At 67.8% G+C, this 17,239-nt stretch carries 18 protein-coding genes, 1 tRNA gene and 1 other RNA gene; 10 read left to right on the forward strand and 10 right to left on the reverse strand.

Annotated features, from left to right (window positions below; all coding sequences use genetic code 11):
• Positions 1 to 123: 123 nt before the first annotated feature.
• The 7 genes from E1263_RS36615 to E1263_RS36645 all read right to left on the reverse strand — a co-directional run bounded on the left by E1263_RS36615 (position 124) and on the right by E1263_RS36645 (position 6,440).
• Complete coding sequence (locus E1263_RS36615) at positions 124 to 597, reverse strand: GNAT family N-acetyltransferase (RefSeq protein ID WP_132175988.1); 474 nt, start codon at positions 595 to 597, stop codon at positions 124 to 126.
• The gene (locus tag E1263_RS36620; RefSeq protein ID WP_132175990.1) at positions 594 to 1,250 is read right to left on the reverse strand and encodes a hypothetical protein; all 657 of its coding nucleotides are present in this window, start codon (positions 1,248 to 1,250) and stop codon (positions 594 to 596) included. Before E1263_RS36620 ends, E1263_RS36615 begins: the two co-directional genes overlap by 4 nt.
• A gap of 28 nt (positions 1,251 to 1,278) precedes the next feature.
• Positions 1,279 to 1,923, reverse strand: coding sequence for a DUF5063 domain-containing protein (locus E1263_RS36625; protein WP_132175992.1), 645 nt, complete (start codon positions 1,921 to 1,923; stop codon positions 1,279 to 1,281).
• Entirely contained in the window at positions 1,916 to 2,515 is a 600-nt protein-coding gene (gene recR, locus E1263_RS36630) for a recombination mediator RecR (protein WP_132175994.1), read from the reverse strand. The genes E1263_RS36625 and recR overlap by 8 nt, the downstream gene beginning before the upstream one ends.
• Position 2,516: 1 nt before the next feature.
• A complete protein-coding gene (locus tag E1263_RS36635) occupies positions 2,517 to 2,945 on the reverse strand; it encodes a YbaB/EbfC family nucleoid-associated protein (protein WP_132175996.1) in 429 nt (142 codons plus the stop codon).
• A gap of 198 nt (positions 2,946 to 3,143) precedes the next feature.
• A complete protein-coding gene (locus tag E1263_RS36640) occupies positions 3,144 to 3,773 on the reverse strand; it encodes a LysE family translocator (protein WP_132175998.1) in 630 nt (209 codons plus the stop codon).
• A 39-nt stretch (positions 3,774 to 3,812) separates the two neighbouring features.
• Positions 3,813 to 6,440, reverse strand: a complete 2,628-nt coding sequence (locus E1263_RS36645) for a DNA polymerase III subunit gamma and tau (protein WP_132176000.1) — start codon at positions 6,438 to 6,440, stop codon at positions 3,813 to 3,815.
• A 63-nt stretch (positions 6,441 to 6,503) separates the two neighbouring features.
• Here E1263_RS36645 and E1263_RS36650 point away from each other — a divergent pair, with 63 nt between their 5' ends.
• A complete protein-coding gene (locus E1263_RS36650; RefSeq protein ID WP_132176002.1) occupies positions 6,504 to 7,319 on the forward strand; it encodes an aminoglycoside 6-adenylyltransferase in 816 nt (271 codons plus the stop codon).
• 649 nt (positions 7,320 to 7,968) lie between these two features.
• Here the strand turns inward: E1263_RS36650 and E1263_RS36655 are convergent.
• Positions 7,969 to 9,594 carry a long-chain fatty acid--CoA ligase gene (locus tag E1263_RS36655; protein ID WP_165956874.1) on the reverse strand — a complete coding sequence of 542 codons (1,626 nt, stop codon included), beginning with the start codon at positions 9,592 to 9,594 and terminating at the stop codon, positions 7,969 to 7,971.
• 128 nt (positions 9,595 to 9,722) lie between these two features.
• Between E1263_RS36655 and E1263_RS36660 the strand changes: the two genes are divergently transcribed.
• The 3 genes from E1263_RS36660 to E1263_RS36670 are packed head-to-tail and all read left to right on the forward strand — an operon-like array spanning position 9,723 to position 11,464.
• Positions 9,723 to 10,202, forward strand: a complete 480-nt coding sequence (locus E1263_RS36660) for a MarR family winged helix-turn-helix transcriptional regulator (protein ID WP_132176004.1) — start codon at positions 9,723 to 9,725, stop codon at positions 10,200 to 10,202.
• A gap of 2 nt (positions 10,203 to 10,204) precedes the next feature.
• Positions 10,205 to 10,603, forward strand: coding sequence for an SRPBCC family protein (locus E1263_RS36665; protein ID WP_132176006.1), 399 nt, complete (start codon positions 10,205 to 10,207; stop codon positions 10,601 to 10,603).
• A 9-nt stretch (positions 10,604 to 10,612) separates the two neighbouring features.
• Positions 10,613 to 11,464, forward strand: coding sequence for an alpha/beta fold hydrolase (locus E1263_RS36670; RefSeq protein ID WP_132176008.1), 852 nt, complete (start codon positions 10,613 to 10,615; stop codon positions 11,462 to 11,464).
• Here E1263_RS36670 and nadE read toward each other — a convergent pair.
• Together nadE and ffs are read right to left on the reverse strand one after the other, a co-directional pair.
• A complete protein-coding gene (gene nadE / locus E1263_RS36675; RefSeq protein ID WP_132176010.1) occupies positions 11,457 to 12,275 on the reverse strand; it encodes an ammonia-dependent NAD(+) synthetase in 819 nt (272 codons plus the stop codon). The two genes, E1263_RS36670 and nadE, sit on opposite strands and share 8 nt — an antisense overlap.
• A gap of 30 nt (positions 12,276 to 12,305) precedes the next feature.
• An RNA gene (ffs, locus tag E1263_RS36680) (signal recognition particle sRNA small type) lies at positions 12,306 to 12,402 on the reverse strand.
• Between the two features lie 106 nt (positions 12,403 to 12,508).
• On the opposite strand from ffs, the gene E1263_RS36685 reads away from it, so the two are divergent.
• The 6 genes from E1263_RS36685 (at position 12,509) to E1263_RS36710 (ending at position 17,100) form a co-directional block, all read left to right on the forward strand.
• On the forward strand, positions 12,509 to 13,324 hold the full coding sequence (locus E1263_RS36685) for a TIGR03620 family F420-dependent LLM class oxidoreductase (protein ID WP_165956875.1): 816 nt from the start codon (positions 12,509 to 12,511) through the stop codon (positions 13,322 to 13,324).
• A gap of 50 nt (positions 13,325 to 13,374) precedes the next feature.
• Positions 13,375 to 13,462 (forward strand) — tRNA-Ser (locus tag E1263_RS36690).
• Between the two features lie 166 nt (positions 13,463 to 13,628).
• The gene (locus tag E1263_RS36695) at positions 13,629 to 14,156 is read left to right on the forward strand and encodes a GNAT family N-acetyltransferase (protein ID WP_132176014.1); all 528 of its coding nucleotides are present in this window, start codon (positions 13,629 to 13,631) and stop codon (positions 14,154 to 14,156) included.
• A 223-nt stretch (positions 14,157 to 14,379) separates the two neighbouring features.
• Entirely contained in the window at positions 14,380 to 15,255 is an 876-nt protein-coding gene (locus tag E1263_RS36700; RefSeq protein ID WP_132176016.1) for a hypothetical protein, read from the forward strand.
• A gap of 28 nt (positions 15,256 to 15,283) precedes the next feature.
• Complete coding sequence (locus tag E1263_RS36705) at positions 15,284 to 16,174, forward strand: hypothetical protein (RefSeq protein WP_132176018.1); 891 nt, start codon at positions 15,284 to 15,286, stop codon at positions 16,172 to 16,174.
• Between the two features lie 44 nt (positions 16,175 to 16,218).
• Complete coding sequence (locus tag E1263_RS36710) at positions 16,219 to 17,100, forward strand: hypothetical protein (RefSeq protein WP_132176020.1); 882 nt, start codon at positions 16,219 to 16,221, stop codon at positions 17,098 to 17,100.
• The last annotated feature ends 139 nt before the right edge of the window (positions 17,101 to 17,239 follow it).

Here is a 17,239-nt window from a genome sequence, read left to right on the forward strand (position 1 = left end):
CCACCCAACCAGCCAGCCCCGCCAGCCAGCCCCATTTGGTGGGCTGACCCACGAGCATGTGGGTGGGCCAGCCGCATGCGGTTAGCCCACCCACAATCGGATGGGCTGACCCATCAAATGGGGCTACAAGATGAGTTCCAGGGTTAGCTCGTCGTGGAGGGGGATTCCGTAGTCGCCAGTCGCCGGGATCGTGGGTTTCTGCTTGCGGGACTGGTCGGCTGCGCCGGGGGTGACGGCGATGATGCGGAGGCCGCGGCGTTGGTAGAAGCGCAGTGCGTCGACATTGTCGTTCGTGGTGACGAGCCACAGTCGCTGCGCGCCGGCCTGCCGCGCAATGTCGGTCGCGGCGGCTAGGAGCGCCGTACCGACTCCTGTTTGGCGTTCGGCGGCGTGCAGGGTGACGACCTCGAAATCGTTGCCCTGCTGGTGATACGTGAGCAGTCCGTCGATCTCGCCGTTCCGCTCGACGATCAGGCCGGGGAGTGCGGTGGCGTCATAGGCGACGCCGTGCACGACGACCGTCGTACCGGTGGTCAGCGTCAAGAACTGCGCCACTGCGCGCCGATCGCCGGGCTCGATCGCCCGTACGTCGATCATGACCGTGGATAGCCGATTTCGGCGATGCCCTCGGCCAGGTCGGGGAGGCGGCGTTCGCGGTTGAGCGACGTGACGACGTACTCGGTCAGCGGCATCAGCGCGTAGACGTGGCGGATGGGTTCGAGCTCGAGCTCGACCCCGTAGTAGTCCTCGGCGAACGACAGGAAGGCCTCCGGCTGTCCATCAGCCAACAATTGGAAGAGGTAATTGGCGCCGTCCTTCTCCACACCCTCGACCGGGCCGGTGCGCCAGGCGTCGTCGGTCGCGGTCCGCCAGAAGCAGACCGTCGCCCGCGGAATCCCGTCCTCATCACAGAACGCCGTCTCGTCGCGCGCTGCGTGGAAAACCTCCGGGATGCCGTCCAGCAACCCGGGCCAGAGCTTCCCGCCCCGGCCCCACGGCGACATCGGCGACTCGTGGTCGAACCCGTAGGCGAACGCGCCCTCGGCGGAGAAGACGATCGAGTACTCGTTGCCTGAGCCGTCGCGCATCAGGGCGGCCTCTTCGGTCGCCGACCAGCGGGCGTCGAAGGCGAAGAACGGCAGCATGTCGGCGTCGCCGTCCAGGATCAGATCGAGGACGGCAAGGGCGCGGCTGACCCGGCGGACGTGGCCGATATCGGGCAGCCGCCGGATCACTTCATGAACGGACATCCGGACATTGTTCCCGATGTCCTGCCAATTAACGCCGTTGAACGGCTTCCTCGGCCACCTCGACCAGCTCGCGGTCGGTGGCTTCGGTCTCCGGGTCGTGCGCCGGCTCCAGCCGGTCGTGCGCGATCAGCGACTGGATCGCGCGCAGGACGGCACTCGCGGCCGCGCCCCAGGTGGACACGTACGAGAACTGCCACCACCACAGCGCCTCGACGATCCGGCCCTCTTCGTAGTGGGCCAGGCCGTGCACGAGGTCGGTCGCGATCGCGGTCAGGTCGTCGGAGAGCCGGTTGACGGTGATCTCCGGCGGCGCAGCGTACGGGTCGAAGACCTCGGCGTACTCGTCGAGGCCCTCGAACAGCACGGCCAGCCGGTCGCGCATCGCGTCCAGATCCGGATCCGGGCCTGCGTCGGACTCGAAGCGCTCCTCGGGGACAAAGTCCTCGAACGCGCCCAGCCGGCCACCGGCCAGCAGCAGCTGGCTGACCTCGAGCAGCAGGTACGGCAGCGAGGCGAGCCCCTCGTCCACACCGTCCTCGTCCGGCTGTGCCGCGATGTCGCGCACCGAGATCAGGAAGCTCTGCACCTGGTCGGCGATCTGCTCCGCGAACTCGGTCAGGTCGTCCGAGCCGATGCTCAGCGTGCGCTCTGCCATATCGGTTGATTCAGTCATCGATCGATCGTCGCCCTTCAAACGCCCGTCCGAGTGTGACCTCGTCGGCGTACTCGAGGTCACCGCCTACTGGAAGTCCACTAGCCAATCGGGTCACGCGCAAGCCCATGGGCCGCAGCAACCGGCTCAGGTACGTCGCCGTCGCCTCGCCCTCGAGGTTCGGATCGGTGGCCAGGATGATCTCCATGATCTCGCCACCGGCCAGCCGCTGGAGCAGTTCCTTGATCCGCAGCTCGTCCGGCCCGATCCCCTCGATCGGCGAAATCGCACCGCCGAGCACGTGGTACCGCCCGCGGAACTCGCGGGTCCGCTCGATCGCGACCACGTCCTTGGCCTCTTCGACCACGCAGATCAGACTCAGGTCCCGGCGCGGGTCACGGCAGATCCGGCACTGCGGCTCCTCCGCGACATTGCCGCAGATCTCGCAGAACTTGACCTTCTCCTTGACCTGGATCAGCACATGCGCCAGCCGCCGTACGTCGGTCTCGTCGGACGCCAGCAGGTGGAACGCGATCCGCTGGGCGGACTTCGGACCGACACCCGGCAACCGGCCGAGCTCGTCGATGAGGTCCTGAACGGCCCCCTCGTACATGTCAGACCGGGTTCTGGCCGGGCGGACCGGACGGGTTGCTGAAGCCGATGCTGCCACCGGGCAGCTGCAGACCAGGCTGGTCATCATCGCCGTCGTCATCGCCACCGAAACCGGGGATGCCACCGGCCAGCGGGCCCATCGCCTGCGCGGCGATGGCCTTCGCGTTCTCCGAGGCGTCCCGAACCGCGGCCACGATCAGATCGGCCAGCGTCTCGGTGTCCTCGGGATCGACGGCTTCCTTCTTGATGTCCAGGCGGAGCAGCTCACCCGTCCCGGACACCACGGCGGCCACCAGCCCGCCACCGGCAGACCCCTCGACCTCCTGGGTCTCCAGATCGGCTTGCGCCTTCATCAGCTGGTCTTGCATGGCCTGAGCCTGCGCAAGCAGGTTGGACATGTCGAAACCGCCAGCACCGCCACCGTCGAACACGCGATCTCCTCGTCGAGCCGGAATTCTCGACCAACCCTAGCCGGTCCGGCCGACAACGCCTCGATCCCCCGGAAACCGACCAGTCTCCCCAAGTTTTCCACAGACCTGTGAAGAACTCCGTCCACACCCCTGTGGAACCTGTGGGAATGAAGCTCAAGTTGTCCACAGGCGCCGTACACAGCGGTGGAAATCCTCCGGTTACCGCTGCAGCGCCAACCGGGCGCCCAGCCCGATGAACAGCCCGCCGGTGGTCGCGTCGATTCCCCGCCGGACCCGCGCCCGGGTCCGCAACCAGCCACCGATCCGCCCGGCGGTCACGCCGACAGCACCGTCCACGATGAACTCGAGCGCGACCAGTACGGCGCCGAGAACGGCGAACTGGATCCACAGCGGCCCCCGGTTCGGGTCGACGAACTGCGGCAGGAACGCGAGGGTGAACGTCACCATCTTGGGGTTCACCAGATTGGTCAGCAGCCCCATCGAGTACGCCCGCCGCCCCGAAACTCCGTCGTGTTCTCCGGTCGCGTCGAAACCCTTGCCCCGCTTGCGGATCAGCTGGATTCCCATGAACACCAGGTAGGCACCACCCACGATCCGCGTCACCGTGAACGCCGTCGGCACCGCCGCGAACAACGCCACGAGCCCAGCCGCCGCGAGCGCCACGTGGATCACCTCGCTGGTGGCGAGGCCCGCCGTCGCCAGCAGACCGGCGCGGGCCCCGCCGCGGATGCCACACCCCAGCACGAACAACATGTCCGGGCCGGGCACCACCATCGCCAGCAACGTCGTCAGCACGAACGCAACAAACACCTGCTCATCGATAGGCACCTCTCGATGTTCACACGACGACGTGCCTAACTGAACCGATTATTTGGCTCCGTTGGTTTCTTCCATGATGATCTCGGCGCCGAGCGTGTCCCGGAGCAGATCCGTGTGCGAGCGCGAATCCTCCTCGAGCACGACGTCGTCCTCGCCGATGGAGTCCGCCTCTTCCTCCGGCGTCAGCGCCGCCGCGACTGGCGTTGGCGCGGCCGCACTACGTCGCGCCTGCTCAGCGGCTACTTGGGCCTCGGCCGCGCGCCGCTTACTTGCAGCCTGCTGCTTGCGGTCGCCTTCCGGCGCTGGCGCTGCTCCTTCCGCTGCTGGTGCTGGTGCGGCTGGCGATGCTCCTGCTGGTGCTCCTGCGGCGCGCCCTGCTCCGGCGGGCGCGCTCTGCTCCCAGGCCTCGGGCTCGGGCGGCACCTCATAGGGATCCGGCGGCTCTTGCAGGGCAACCGACGTGTCCGCCTCAGCTCCCCAGGCTCCGCTCTTGGCCGCCGGGGCCGGCGCGGCGGCTTGGGCGGGCGGAGGAGCCTGAACCGGCGGGGCAGCCGGCACATCAACCCGAGCACTCGGCGCAGCCGCCGGCGCATTACCCGCCGGGCCGCCGCTCGGCGCAGCAGCCGGACCGCCGCCACCCGCAGGCACTCCAGAACCACCCGCAGGACCCGCTCCAGCCGACGGCCCGCCCGCACGCGGGCTACCGCCGCCGGAAGACCCACCAGCGGCACCAGGATCGGCCGACGGATCCACCACGGCCTCGATCCGCCGGTTCAGCCCGATCGTGTCGATCATGGCCTGCCGCAGAATGTCCTCACTCCCGGACCGCGTGAAGCTCTCCCGCGCCCCGGCGTTCAGCAACCCGAGCGTCAAGGTCTGATCATCGACCGCAATGACCTGCGAGTTCTGGCTCAGCATGATCCAGGCGAACCGCCGCTTGACCTTCACAGCCTCCAAAACCTGCGGCCACAGCCGCCGGACATCGGCCAGCCCCACGGCCCCGACCGAAGGCGACCCCACCGGCGCACTAGGCGCAGCAGGCGGGCTCACCGCAGCAGGAGGCGCACTCGCGGCCGGCTGTGAGCTACCAGCCGCTGGCTCGTCGCCCCAAGCCCCTTGCCGTCCCCCACCAGCAGGAACCGCGTTGGCGGACGCAGGGGGTGCGCTAGGCGCAGCCAGCGGTGCGCTAGGCGCAGGGGCAGGGGCAGATGCTGCAACGCTGTCAGCCGCGGCCGGAGCCGCTACATCGGCCGCAGGTGCATTTCTCGGGCTGCTTTCGGCGGCAACCGCTGGTGGCGGAGCCACATCGGCAACAGCGGAACCGCTCGCGGCCTGACCACGGCCTGCATCGCCAGCATCCGTCGTACCGGCTGTCGCTCCTGGAGCAACCGACGCAGCGGCCTCGGCTGCTTGTCCAGCGGCGGCGGCCCGGGCTGCGGCTCGGCTGGCGGCTGCGTCAGGGGCGGGGTCGGCGGCGTAGGCGGCGGCCTCGGCCGGGCCGGGGACGCCCATCGACAGGCGCCGCTCCATCCGGTCCAGGCGGGCCTGAATACCGTTGGTGGAATCATCAGCGCCCGGTAGCAGGACCTTCGCGCAGATCAGCTCAAGCTGCAGCCGCGGCGCCGTGGCGCCGCGCATCTCCAGCAGACCGGCAGCAACGATGTCCGCGGCCCGCGTCAGCTCAGCGGGACCGATCCCGGCGGCCTGCGTCTGCAGTCGCTCACCCTGGTCCTCAGCAGCCTCGATCAACCCCGAAACAACCGCATTCGGCACCGCGGACAACACGACGAGATCCCGCAACCGCCGCAACAGGTCCTCGGCGAACCGCTTCGGGTCCTGCCCGGTCTCGATCACCCTCTCGACCGTCTCGAACACGGTCTTGCTGTCATGCGCCGCGAACCCGTCGACACACGCGTCCAGCAACGAATCCGGCGTGAATCCGAGCAGCGCAACGGCCAGCTCGTACGTCACCCCTTCCGGCCCTGCGCCACCGATCAGCTGGTCAAGAACACTCAGCGAGTCACGCACCGACCCGGCTCCGGCACGCACGACCAGCGGCAGTGCGGTGGGCTCGATCGAAACACCCTCGGACACACACAGCGTCGCCATGTAGTCCCCGAGCACCTTCGGCGGCACCAACCGGAACGGATAGTGGTGCGTCCGGGAGCGGATCGTCCCGATCACCTTGTCCGGCTCGGTCGTGGCGAAGATGAACTTCAGGTGCGGCGGCGGCTCCTCGACCAGCTTCAGCAGGGCGTTGAAGCCCTGCGTGGTCACCATGTGCGCCTCGTCGATGATGTAGATCTTGTAGCGGCTCTCGACCGGCGCGAAGAACGCCCGCTCCCGCAGATCGCGAGCGTCGTCGACGCCACCGTGCGACGCGGCGTCGATCTCGATCACGTCGATACTGCCCGGCCCACCGCGCGCCAGGTCGGTACACGACTTGCAGACCCCGCACGGCTCGGCGATCGGGCCCTTCTCGCAGTTGATCGCGCGCGCCAGAATCCGGGCGCTGGTGGTCTTGCCACACCCGCGCGGACCGGAGAACAGATAGGCGTGGTTGACCCGGTTGTTGCTCAGCGCGTTCCGCAGCGGTGCGGTGACGTGCTCCTGGCCGATGACCTCGGCGAACGTCTCCGGGCGATACCGGCGGTACAGCGCTAGGGGTGCTTCCACGCCGCAACCCTAGCGCCGCCCGCCGACAAAACCACCGCCGCCCGGCCCGCCTAGGCTGAGCGGATGAGCTCCGGTGACGAGCGGTACGACGTGATGATCCAGCGCGCCCGCGAACTGCTTCCGGCCGACGACCGCGTCCTGGCCGCCTACCTCATCGGCAGTTACGCGACCGGCGCCGCGGACCGCTTCAGCGACCTGGACATCCACCTCGTGGTGACCGACGACAGCCACAGCTGGTTCGAGGAGCACTGGGACGAGGTCCTGCGAGACCTCGCCGGTCCCACCGTCTTCACGCAACGCCTCGGCACCCTCGCCGGCGGACTCGGCATCACCCCGGACTGGCTCCACGTCGACCTCATCGCGCATCCGCTGGCCGCCTTCGACCGCTTCCAGTACGACGGGGTGCGCGTACTGTTCGACCGCTCCGGAACCCTGTTCCCCGACGGCGATCAGCCTGCCGAGCACGGTCGCCCAGGAACGCCGTACTGGCCGGATGGCGCCGTACAGATGTTCCTCTACTTTCTCGGCAACCTGGTCGTCGTCCTCGGCCGAGACGAACGCATCGTCGCCAACCAGGGCCTCGGCGTCGCACGCGACCAACTGATCAGCCTGATGCTCGCCGAACGCGGCGTCCGCCGTACCGGTGGTGCCAAACGCCTCAACTCCCTGCTCTCGGCCGAACAACGCGCCGCCCTGGAAGCCATCCCCGCCGCCGGCTCCGACTCGTTCGACCTCATCACCGCTAACCAATACCTGTGCCGCGAAATGCTCCGCCGAGGCCAAGCCCTAGCCGAGACCACCGGTGAACCCTGGCCAACAGAATTCGTTGAAGCCACCCTCGCCCACCTGCACCGCCACTTCGGCGTCCCCTTCAACTGACCCGACCCGGGGCCTCAACAATTCGGCGGGCCATCCGTTGGAGTTGACCCTTCTCTGGTCAACAAACGAGGGGAGCGCGCGGTGGGTGGCTGGTCGCCGCTGCGGCCGATTTACTGAAACGCACAGCTGAGGTCTACGGCTGAGCTGGATGGCGAGGTCGGCGACCACGTGGCTCGTTGCTTGAGGTTCTGGGCTTTGGCTGAGGTCAGAGCAGTGGGCCCGTCGGATAAGTGACCGTTCTGTGGGGGCTGGGGAGTATTACCTGTCGATTCCGGGGCGTAGCGCTCCCCAGCCCGACCAGACAGCAGCGCAGAGCACTCCTTGGGGATAACCCCTCACATAGGGGGTTGCCCACTCAGATTCTCAGTGGGCAACCCTCCGTCTCAGGGGGCAACCACAGCCCAGCAACCCCAAGCAACGAGCCACGCGAGCGGCCACCTCATCGCATGTCCACGGTCCCCAGGTGTACCCAGCAGATGTCCGTCAGCTGAGACCCATCGCGGGCTCTGGCGAGCGCGGCAAGCCGACCCATGGCCCGCCGATTGACCCCGACCCCGATCCCGCATGACCGGCCTTGCGGGTATCCGCTCATCTGACAAAGGGCTCCCGCCAAGTGGCAGGAGCCTTCGTTCGGTGCGGTGGTTCGGGGTTACTCGAGGTGGTAGTTGGCGAAGCGGGTGCGGAGGTCTTTCTTGGAGAACTTGCCGACGGAGGTCTTCGGCACCTCGGCGATGAACTCGACCGCGTCGGGCAGCCACCACTTGGCGACCAGCGGACGCAGGTAGTCGAGGATCTCCTCGCCTGTCACCGTCGAACCGTCCTGGCGGACGATGCAGGCCAGTGGGCGCTCGTCCCACTTCGGGTGCGGGACGCCGATGACGGCGGCTTCCTTCACATCGGGGTGTGCCATCAGCAGGTTCTCCAGCTCGACGGAGCTGATCCACTCACCACCGGACTTCACCAGGTCCTTCGTCCGGTCGACCAAGCGGACCGACCCGAACTGGTCGATCGCTGCGACGTCACCCGTCTTCATCCAGCCGTCTTCGGTGTTCAGCTGAACACCGGCGTCGGGCCGGTAGTAGTCGGCGGCGATCCACGGCCCGCGGACCTGCAGCTCACCGGTGGCTTCGTCGTCCCAGGGCAGGGTCTCGATCGAGCCGGGCTCGACGATCCGCACCTCGACACCGGGCAATGGTGTGCCAGCGCGGGCCCGCCAGTGCGCCTGCTCTTCTTCGGGCAGGTGCGCATACCGCGAGGGAACATGCGAGGCGGTCGCGACCGGGCTGGTCTCGGTCATCCCCCACGCCTGCAGGATCGGCTTGCCCAGCTTGGCCCGGAATGCCTCCGACAGCGCCAGCGGCACCGCGGAACCACCGCACGGGATCCGCCGCAGCTTCGGCAGTTCGACGCCGTCCAGCAGCGGCAGCAGCCCCTGCCAGATTGTCGGCACACCGGCCGCCAGCGTGACCTCTTGTTCCTTCAGCAGCTTGAGAATCCCCTGCGGGCTCATGTCCGGACCGGGGAACACCAGGCTCGCCCCGGCCATCGGCGCGGCGTGCGCCAGGCCCCAGGCATTCGCATGGAACATCGGCACGACCGGCAGCACGGTGTCCGTCTCGGCCAGACCGATGGCCGAGTTCGTCAGGACGCCGATCGAGTGCAGCCACGTGGACCGGTGCGAATAGACGACACCCTTCGGATTGCCCGTCGTACCGCTCGTGTAGCACATGGCGGCGGCCTGATTCTCGTCCTCGACGTGGAACTCGACCGGCGACGCAGCGGCCAGGAGCTCCTCGTAGTCGTGGAAGCGCGGGTCGTCCGGCACCTCGACCGACGGCGCGCCCGCCGGCAGATCGTCCATCACCACGACGTGCTTGAGCAGCGGCAGCCGGTCGAGCAGCGGCAGGAACAGCCCCAGCAGCGAGCGGTCGACGAAGACGACCTCGTCCTCGGCGTGATTGGCGATGTAGACGATCTGATCCGGGAAGAGTCTGATGTTGAGCGTGTGCAGGACGCGCCCGGTGCAGGGCGCGGCGAAATACAGCTCGAGGTGACGCTGCGAATTCCACGCGAACGTGCCGACGCGGCCATCCGCGGTGATGTCGAGCGTGTCGAGGACACCACCCAGGCGTCTGGTCCGCGCGGCCCACTCGCCGTACGTCACCGTGGTCGGCGCCGGCCCGCCCGTATGCACGGTCCGATCCGGATAGAACTGCTCGGCCCGGCGAAAAATATTGTCCAGGGACAGCTGGTAGTCCTGCATCAGACCCTTCATGCAGACACTGTGCCAGTCCCGATGTCGCATTGACCATGACCTCAGCAGGACTTTTTCCGGCACTCTCCCGGCACTCTGATCACGGTCTGATAGATGACGTGACATACGTGTCGTGTAACATATCGGCCATGAAGGTACTCGAGGAGCTGCGTTATCTCGTGCTGGCGATCCAGCGTGAGGGCAACCGGCTGCTCGCCGCAGAGCTGCGCCCGCTGGGGATTACGCCATCTCAGGCCGAGGTGCTGCGTGTTCTGCGTGACCACGGCCCGCTCACACTCAACGCGCTGGGTGGCCTGCTGGTTTGTGAGACAGGTAACAGCCCCAGCCGCCTGGTGGACCGGCTCGTTGCCCAGGGCCTCGTGCAGCGCAAAGTCGATGCCGTGGACCGCCGCTACCTCGCGCTGAGCCTCACCGCACCGGGCCGAGCGCTGCATCGCCGGGTCGTCACCGCCGAGAACCGGCTGCATCGGACCATCGACGGTCTGGTCGCCGACCGTGAGCTCGGCGAGACGATCGCCACCCTCCGTGCCGTCGCCGACGGCTTTCCCGCCGGCGCCGCCCTGGCCCGCCGACGAGACCCTGCCCACGCCTTCGCCCAGGAGAGATAGCCATGGAGCAAGCCACTGACACCATCCCGGCCGGCCCAAGCGCGATCCGGCACCTCCTGCTGGACGCCCTCGCCCTCCCGGAGTGGAACGAGGCCTTCCTCGCCATCGACGGCCCGCCCGCAGCCGAGCAGGGCTCTCGATATGCGCTGCGCGTGCGCCCGGGCCTGGCCGGCGAGCTGGTCTACACGGCCGTCGAGACAGACCGGATCGAGATCAGCTGGCAGGTTCCAGGCTTCCACGAGGTCGGCAGCTGGACCATTGGCCCGGACAGCCAGGTCACCCACACCTTCGAGCAGACCGGCCCACTCGCGACGGTCCTCCGCCCGGCCTACCGAAACATCGCCACCATCCGCCTGGCCCGCCTCACCAACCGCCTCCGCGAGCTGGCCCACAGCGCTTAAGCTCCCAGCATGCTGATCGAGGTCCGCGGCACCAACCTGTACGTCGACCAACGCGGTGCTGCGGATACACCGCCGCTCCTTTTCCTGCACGGCGGCCCAGGGTCCGGCTCGTACGACTTCCTCTCATTCCAGGGCGACCGCCTGGCCCAGCAGCTCCGTCTGATCGGCGTCGACCAGCGTGGCGTCCAGCAGTCCGACCCGCTCACCGGGCCGGTCAACGAGGTCGACCTGATCGCGGACTTCGAGGCCCTGCGCGAAACACTCGGGCTTGAGCGCTGGGCCATCCTCGGCCACTCGTTCGGCGGCCGCCTCGCCCTCCGGTACGCCGTCATGCATCCGGCCGCCGTCACCAAGGTCATTTTCGAGAACCCGGCCTGGGACCTGCTGCTGAACACCGAGACCCTGATCCGGGCGGCCCAGCGGATCGCTCCCGCCGTACAGCTCCCGCCTCACGACGGCCCAGCGACCACGCAGACGTTGAACGAACGGTTTGCGCTTCTGCACCAACTGGGTGACCGCCGGATGGAGATCTACTTCGCCCCGGACACGCAGGACGTGGCGCTCCCCGCCGACACCGAGATCCCCGACGAGCTGCACGCCCGCTCCGGCCGGTTCTCCGAGGAAATCATGAAGACGCCGGAGTTCCTGGAGTCGCTACTCCCGTTGCTCGCGCAGATCACCCAACCAGCGTTACTGATCAAGGGTGAGCACGACCCAGCCACCAGCCCGACTGAGATCGCGGGGTTCCAGGCCGACGTACCGGAGGGCACTTACTACTTCGCATCCGGTGCTGGGCATTTCGTCCATGCTGAGGCGGCCGAGGCCTACACCCGGCTGGTGACCGGCTTCGTCCTCAGCTGAGGGCGCGCGGCTGGGCGCGCTTGTGCGCCGTACGGCGGTGGGTCGCGATGATGGTGCTCGCGGCCTTCTCGTCGATCTCGCGACCCTCGAGGAAGTCGTCGATCTCGTCGTAGGTGACGCCGAGGACCGCTTCGTCGGGGACGCCGGGGTTGTTGGTCTCGAGGTCCGCCGTCGGCACCTTGCCGGTGATCTCGGGAGACGCACCGAGGCGGGCGCCGACCTCGCGCACGCGGCGCTTGTTCAGACCGGCGAGCGGCGTCAGGTCGCACGCCCCGTCGCCGAACTTGGTGAAGAAGCCCATCACGGCCTCGGCCGCGTGGTCCGTCCCGACCACCAAGCCGCCGCGCGCACCAGCGACGGTGTACTGCGCGATCATCCGCTGCCGTGCCTTCACGTTGCCCACGTGGAAGTCCTCGCGCTCGCCGAACCCGGCGTGGCGAACAGACTCGACCATGGCATCGGTAGCGGGCTTGATGTCGACCACGAGAGTCTCGTCCGGCTGGATGAACTTCAGCGAGCGCTGCGCATCCGCCTCGTCGGCCTGAACGCCGTACGGGAGCCGCATGGCGATGAACGTCGCCTGCCCGCCCGCATCGCGGATCCGCTCGACCGCGAGCTGGCAGAGCCGCCCTGCGGTGGAGGAGTCGACGCCGCCGCTGATACCCAGCACGTACGACGTCGCGCCCGAACTACGGAGCTGGTCGGCGAGGAACGCGACCCGGCGCTCGATCTCGACGTCAGCGTCGAAGGACGCCGGCACATCGAGCTCGGCGATGATCAGTTCCTGCAGGTAGCGGCTCTCGTCGCTCATCGGGTCTCCCCTGATCCGGCCGGGCCTGGACATAAGGATTCCCCGCGCACCCGGAAGAGCTCACTTACCCTTGCTGCCTTCCGGCCCTGGGGGAGTTGGGCGAGATACCGCCACGCGGGGAACCGGTCCAAAGTGTACGGGATGCCCCGGCCCGATCGGGAATCGGCCCGTCGTCAGCACGCTGTCAGCGAACACCCTGGCGCCCTGACCCGTCCCCGCCGCAAGCTGGGTGCGTGACAGATCACCAATTCGGCCGGTTCGGGATCTCGACCGGCCTGGACAGCAGCCCGCACTCACTCGAGGCCGCCCAGGCCGCCGAAGCACTCGGCTACCCGGCGATCTGGCTCTCCGGTGGCCCGCTCCCCGGTCTCCAGACGATCACTGACCTGATCGGCGCGACGAACACGATCAAGTTAGTCACCGGCATCCTGGCGATCGTGACCTATCCGGCCGCCGACGTCGCAGCGACGTACGCCGCTCTGGAGTCGACCGCACCTGGCCGGTTCACAGCCGGCCTGGGCGGTGCACACGGGCCACGTCCGGTAGAACGACTGACGGCGTACCTGGAGGAGCTTGAGGTACCAGTCGACCGCCGGGTGCTCGCAGCGCTCGGTCCGCGCATGCTGGAACTCGCCCGTGAGCAGACCGCTGGCGCCTTCCCGTTCCTGATCACTCCGGCGTACACCGCTACAGCACGCGAAGCGCTCGGCCCGGACAAGCTGCTCGCGGTGAGCCACCTCGTCGTACTGGAGACAGACGCAGACAAGGCCCGTGCGATCGCCCGCGAAACCATCAGCTTCTTCCCGACAATCCCGGGCTACGCAGCCTCGTTCGAGCGCCAGGGGTTCAGTAAGGCCGACCAAGCCGAGCTCCCAGACCACATGGTCGACGCCCTGACCGCCTGGGGCACCCCAGCCGACATCAAGGCCAAGCTGACCGAACACCTCACCGCCGGCGCAGACCACGTAGCTATCAACGTGATCACCGGCGTCACCGGCCCGCAGCCCATCGCCCAGTGGCAAGCTCTAGCCCCCGTCCTCCTGACCTAGCCGCCCCCTGATTTCCACAACCCCCACCCCCTCGCGTATTCTCTCCGCTTGGAGGATTCGCCTAGTGGCCTAGGGCGCACGCTTGGAAAGCGTGTTGGGGGCAACCCCTCACGAGTTCGAATCTCGTATCCTCCGCCACTCTCCGAGCGGCCGATTGACCGGTGTTTCCGCTGGTCAGAGCGCAGTACGGCACTCGCAGGGGCTGAACACAAGAAGGGCCGGTCGCATCAGCGACCGGCCCTTCTTCAGTGTGTGGCTCGAAACTCCGTTGCCTGCCGGTTGGCGTCTGGATAGCGTCCGGCGCATGGCCTCGACTCTGCAAACCGCGCGCCTGCTACTCACGCCGTACGTGCCGGCCGACGAGGACGACTTCGTGGCCCTCTTCCAGGACAGCAGGGTGTCGCAGTGGATGGGCGACGGACCGGAGACCGAGGCTGAGGATCGGGCGCTGTTCGGCCGGATATTCACGAAGGTCTATGCAGAGAACAGGTTCGATGTCTGGGCTGTCCGGCTGGATGGCGCGTTCGTGGGGCATGCCGAGATCAAGCCGGCCAAGGTCGTGGATGGATACGAGCTCGTCTACGCGCTGGCCGAGTCGGTCTGGGGTCGTGGTCTGGGCACCGAGCTGGCCGAGGCGATCGTCGCCTACGGTTTCACCGAGCTCGGGCTGACCGAGGTTCACGCGACCGTGGCCGAGCCGAACATTGCCTCGATCGGGTTGCTGAAGAAACTCGGCTTCCGGCACGTTCGCGACATCGACGAGGACGGCAGTACGACCGTCGTTCTGACCAGGACAAAGGCCGGTGCCGATACTGCCCGCGCTCTGCGCTAGCACCTCCGTTCTGGATCAGACCGACGTCGCTCGCGGCCGGACGCCAGCACGAGGTCCCAGCAGGCTCGCAACGCGCGCGGCGGCAACAGGTCCCGTAGGCAGCTGATCCTCCCACCGATCGTGTCGCAGCACCGGTACGGGTGAGGTACGGGCAGCGAGATGTCAGCCGGGGTGCCCAGGATGGGCCTGTCAGCTGCCTGATCCTGATAGAGGAGCCTCCCCGATGCGTAAACCCTTCCTGGCCGCCGCGGCGGCGCTCGCTGTGGCCGCGACCGGAGTCGTCGTGGTGACCCAGCCGTCGGCGGCCGCCCTCAGCGACGTACCCAAGGACTGCCGGGTCTCGACGACGGCGTACCGCGCCGACGGTCAGCGGCTGACCTACACGTACAACGGCGGGCTGGTCGGGACGAGCGCGTACGCCGGGGACGAGCTCCGCTGGGTACCGTCGGCCCAGCAGCAGATCGGCGCCTCGGGTGACGACGAGTCGTTCCGCAGCACCGAATTCGCCGTACATCCGACCGACGGCTACCTCTACCGAGTGAGCCGCCGGGGCGAGCTGGTCGACGGCGCCTGGAGAGTTCCCGAGGTCACCGTCACCCGGCTCAAGGCCGGCTTCGGCTCGACCCGGATCCTGGCGTACGGCTACCCGTACCTGTACCGGGTCACGGGCAGCGCGCTCTACCGCTACACGGTCGACCCGTCGACCGGCGTACCGTCCGCGGCGGTGCGGCTGGCGACCACCGGTTGGGGCACGGTCAACAGCTTGGTCTACGAGCGCACCGCTGGTACGGGCGCCGGCGCACTGGATGTGTTGATCGGCACCGACACGGGCGGGCAGCTCAAGGAGTGGAAGATCAACCGCGCTACGCCCACCCAGATCACCGCGAAGGTGCTGCGGGCAACTGGCTGGTCGCCGTTCACGAGTCTCAGCACCGGCTTCTGTGCCGACCACCCGGCCGGTCGCCCGTTGCTTGCGATCACCGCGACCGGCAAGGCCTCGGTGCATTTCGACGCCAACATGAACGACGGCCTCGGCACAGACATCAAGGGCGGCTCCCTCGGCGACCTCGGCTGGACCGCGCGCGCCTACGGCCAGTAGACCGTCCACCTCTTTGGAGAGCCCTCTCATGCGTAGAAACATCCTGGCCGCCGGCATCGCCGTGGCCGTGGTCGCGACCGGACTGGTCGCGACCGGAGTCGCCGTCACCGCGCGGTCCGCGAGCGCTGCGCTCAGCGACGTACCGGCCGACTGCCGGACGCGCAACGCCGCGTATCGCACCGACGGACAAGCTCTCACCTACAGGTACGCCGACAAGAAGACCAGCACGGAGGCCATGCCGGGCGACAAGCTCGGCTGGGTGCCGACCGGAATTGTGACGTTCCTGGAGTCCGGCAGCGACGGCGGGCGGATGAACCACAGCCTGGCCACGCACCCGACCGACGGAACCATTTACCACATCAAACGCGCCACCGACACGATCGACGGCGTCGAGAAGGTCATCACGCACACCGTCACCCCAGTCAAGACGGGCTTCGGCGGCACCCGCTTCATCACGATGGCCTACCCGTTCCTCTACCGGGCAGCCGGTACGTCGCTCTACCGGTACAAGCTCTCGTTCGTCGACGGCAAGCTCATCCTCTCGGGCCGAGCGACGATCAGCAGCACGGCGTGGGACACGGTCAAGACACTGAACCACCAACGCACGGTCGGGACGGGCGCCAACGCCGTCGACGTACTGTTCGGCACCAAGTCGAACGGCCAACTGAAGGAGTGGCGCATCAACTACGCCACCCCAGCGGTGATCAGCTCGAAGGTGCTCAAGGAGACGGGCTGGGGAAGCTTCACCAGTCTCGGCCGCGGGTCCTGCAACTCCCGTCCGAACGGCCGGGCGCTGATGGGCGTCACCGCCGAGGGCAGAGCCTCGGTCTACTTCGACGCCAACGAGAAGGACGGCCTCGGCACCGACATCAAGGGCGGATCCCTCGGCCTGGTCGGCTGGACCGAAAAAGCCTACTGACAGTAGATCGTTCCCCCTTCTACTCCTCTCGGGAGAGCTCCTTCATGCGCAGAAACATCCTGGCCGCCGGCATCGCCGTAGCCGTGGTCGCGACCGGACTTGCCGCGACCGTCACCGCGCGGCCCGCGAGCGCGGCGCTCAGTGACGTACCGGCCGACTGCTTTGCCCTCGCCGACGCGTATCGCACCGACGGACAACGGCTCACCTATCGGTACGACGCCAAGAAGACGAGCACGGAGGCCCTGCCGGGCGACAATCTCGGCTGGGTGCCCACCGCACTCGTGCCGTACGGCGGGATCGGCGCCGACGACTGGTGGAAGAGCCAGGAGCTCGCCACGCACCCGACCGACGGGAACATTTACCACCTCGAGCGCCAGGGCGACAAGATCGACGGCGTCGAGAAGATCACGGTGCACAAGGTGACCCGGGTTGCGGCGGGCTTCGGCGGCACCCGATTCATCACGATGGCCTGGCCGTACCTCTACCGGGCGGAAGGTACCTCGCTCTACCGGTACAAGTTCGCCTGGACCGATGGCACGCCCACCCTCTCCGACCGCAAGGCGCTCAGCGGCGGCGATTGGGAAACGGTCCAGACGCTGGACTACCAGCGCACGATCGGGACAGGCGCCACGGCGGTCGACGTACTGACCGGCACCAAGTCGAACGGGCAACTGAAAGAGTGGCGCATCAGCCACGCCGCCCCGGCCGTGGTCACCTCGAAGGTGCTCAAGGCAAGCGGCTGGGGGAACTTCGTCACTCTCGGCAGCGGGTTTTGCGGCAACGACCCGACCGGCCGGCCCCTGCTCGGAATCACGCCCAAGGGCGTGGCAGCGGTCTACTTCGACGCCAACGCGAAAGACGGCCTCGGCACCGACATCAAAGGAGGTTCCCTCGGCCTGGTCGGCTGGACCGAAAAGTCCTACTGATCCTTCCACTCGCTGGGGCTGAACACAGGAAGGGCCGGTCGCGTCACGCGACCGGCCTTTTCTCAGTTAATGGTTACTACGCGGGCCCAGGGTGGTGGGGTGTCGGGGGTGTAGTCGGGGTCTTCTTCGTTTACTTCGC

Source organism: Kribbella antibiotica (assembly GCF_004349055.1).
In the GTDB taxonomy this organism is placed as follows: domain Bacteria; phylum Actinomycetota; class Actinomycetes; order Propionibacteriales; family Kribbellaceae; genus Kribbella; species Kribbella antibiotica.

Coding starts and splice junctions, on each gene's coding strand:
- E1263_RS36615 (WP_132175988.1), bottom strand. CDS start 597: ATGATCGACGTACGGGCGATCGAGCCCGGCGATCGGCGCGCAGTGGCG.
- E1263_RS36620 (WP_132175990.1), bottom strand. CDS start 1,250: ATGTCCGTTCATGAAGTGATCCGGCGGCTGCCCGATATCGGCCACGTC.
- E1263_RS36625 (WP_132175992.1), bottom strand. CDS start 1,923: ATGACTGAATCAACCGATATGGCAGAGCGCACGCTGAGCATCGGCTCG.
- recR (WP_132175994.1), bottom strand. CDS start 2,515: ATGTACGAGGGGGCCGTTCAGGACCTCATCGACGAGCTCGGCCGGTTG.
- E1263_RS36650 (WP_132176002.1), top strand. CDS start 6,504: ATGAGCTCCGGTGACGAGCGGTACGACGTGATGATCCAGCGCGCCCGC.
- E1263_RS36655 (WP_165956874.1), bottom strand. CDS start 9,594: ATGAAGGGTCTGATGCAGGACTACCAGCTGTCCCTGGACAATATTTTT.
- E1263_RS36660 (WP_132176004.1), top strand. CDS start 9,723: ATGAAGGTACTCGAGGAGCTGCGTTATCTCGTGCTGGCGATCCAGCGT.
- E1263_RS36665 (WP_132176006.1), top strand. CDS start 10,205: ATGGAGCAAGCCACTGACACCATCCCGGCCGGCCCAAGCGCGATCCGG.
- E1263_RS36670 (WP_132176008.1), top strand. CDS start 10,613: ATGCTGATCGAGGTCCGCGGCACCAACCTGTACGTCGACCAACGCGGT.
- nadE (WP_132176010.1), bottom strand. CDS start 12,275: ATGAGCGACGAGAGCCGCTACCTGCAGGAACTGATCATCGCCGAGCTC.
- E1263_RS36695 (WP_132176014.1), top strand. CDS start 13,629: ATGGCCTCGACTCTGCAAACCGCGCGCCTGCTACTCACGCCGTACGTG.
- E1263_RS36700 (WP_132176016.1), top strand. CDS start 14,380: ATGCGTAAACCCTTCCTGGCCGCCGCGGCGGCGCTCGCTGTGGCCGCG.
- E1263_RS36705 (WP_132176018.1), top strand. CDS start 15,284: ATGCGTAGAAACATCCTGGCCGCCGGCATCGCCGTGGCCGTGGTCGCG.
- E1263_RS36710 (WP_132176020.1), top strand. CDS start 16,219: ATGCGCAGAAACATCCTGGCCGCCGGCATCGCCGTAGCCGTGGTCGCG.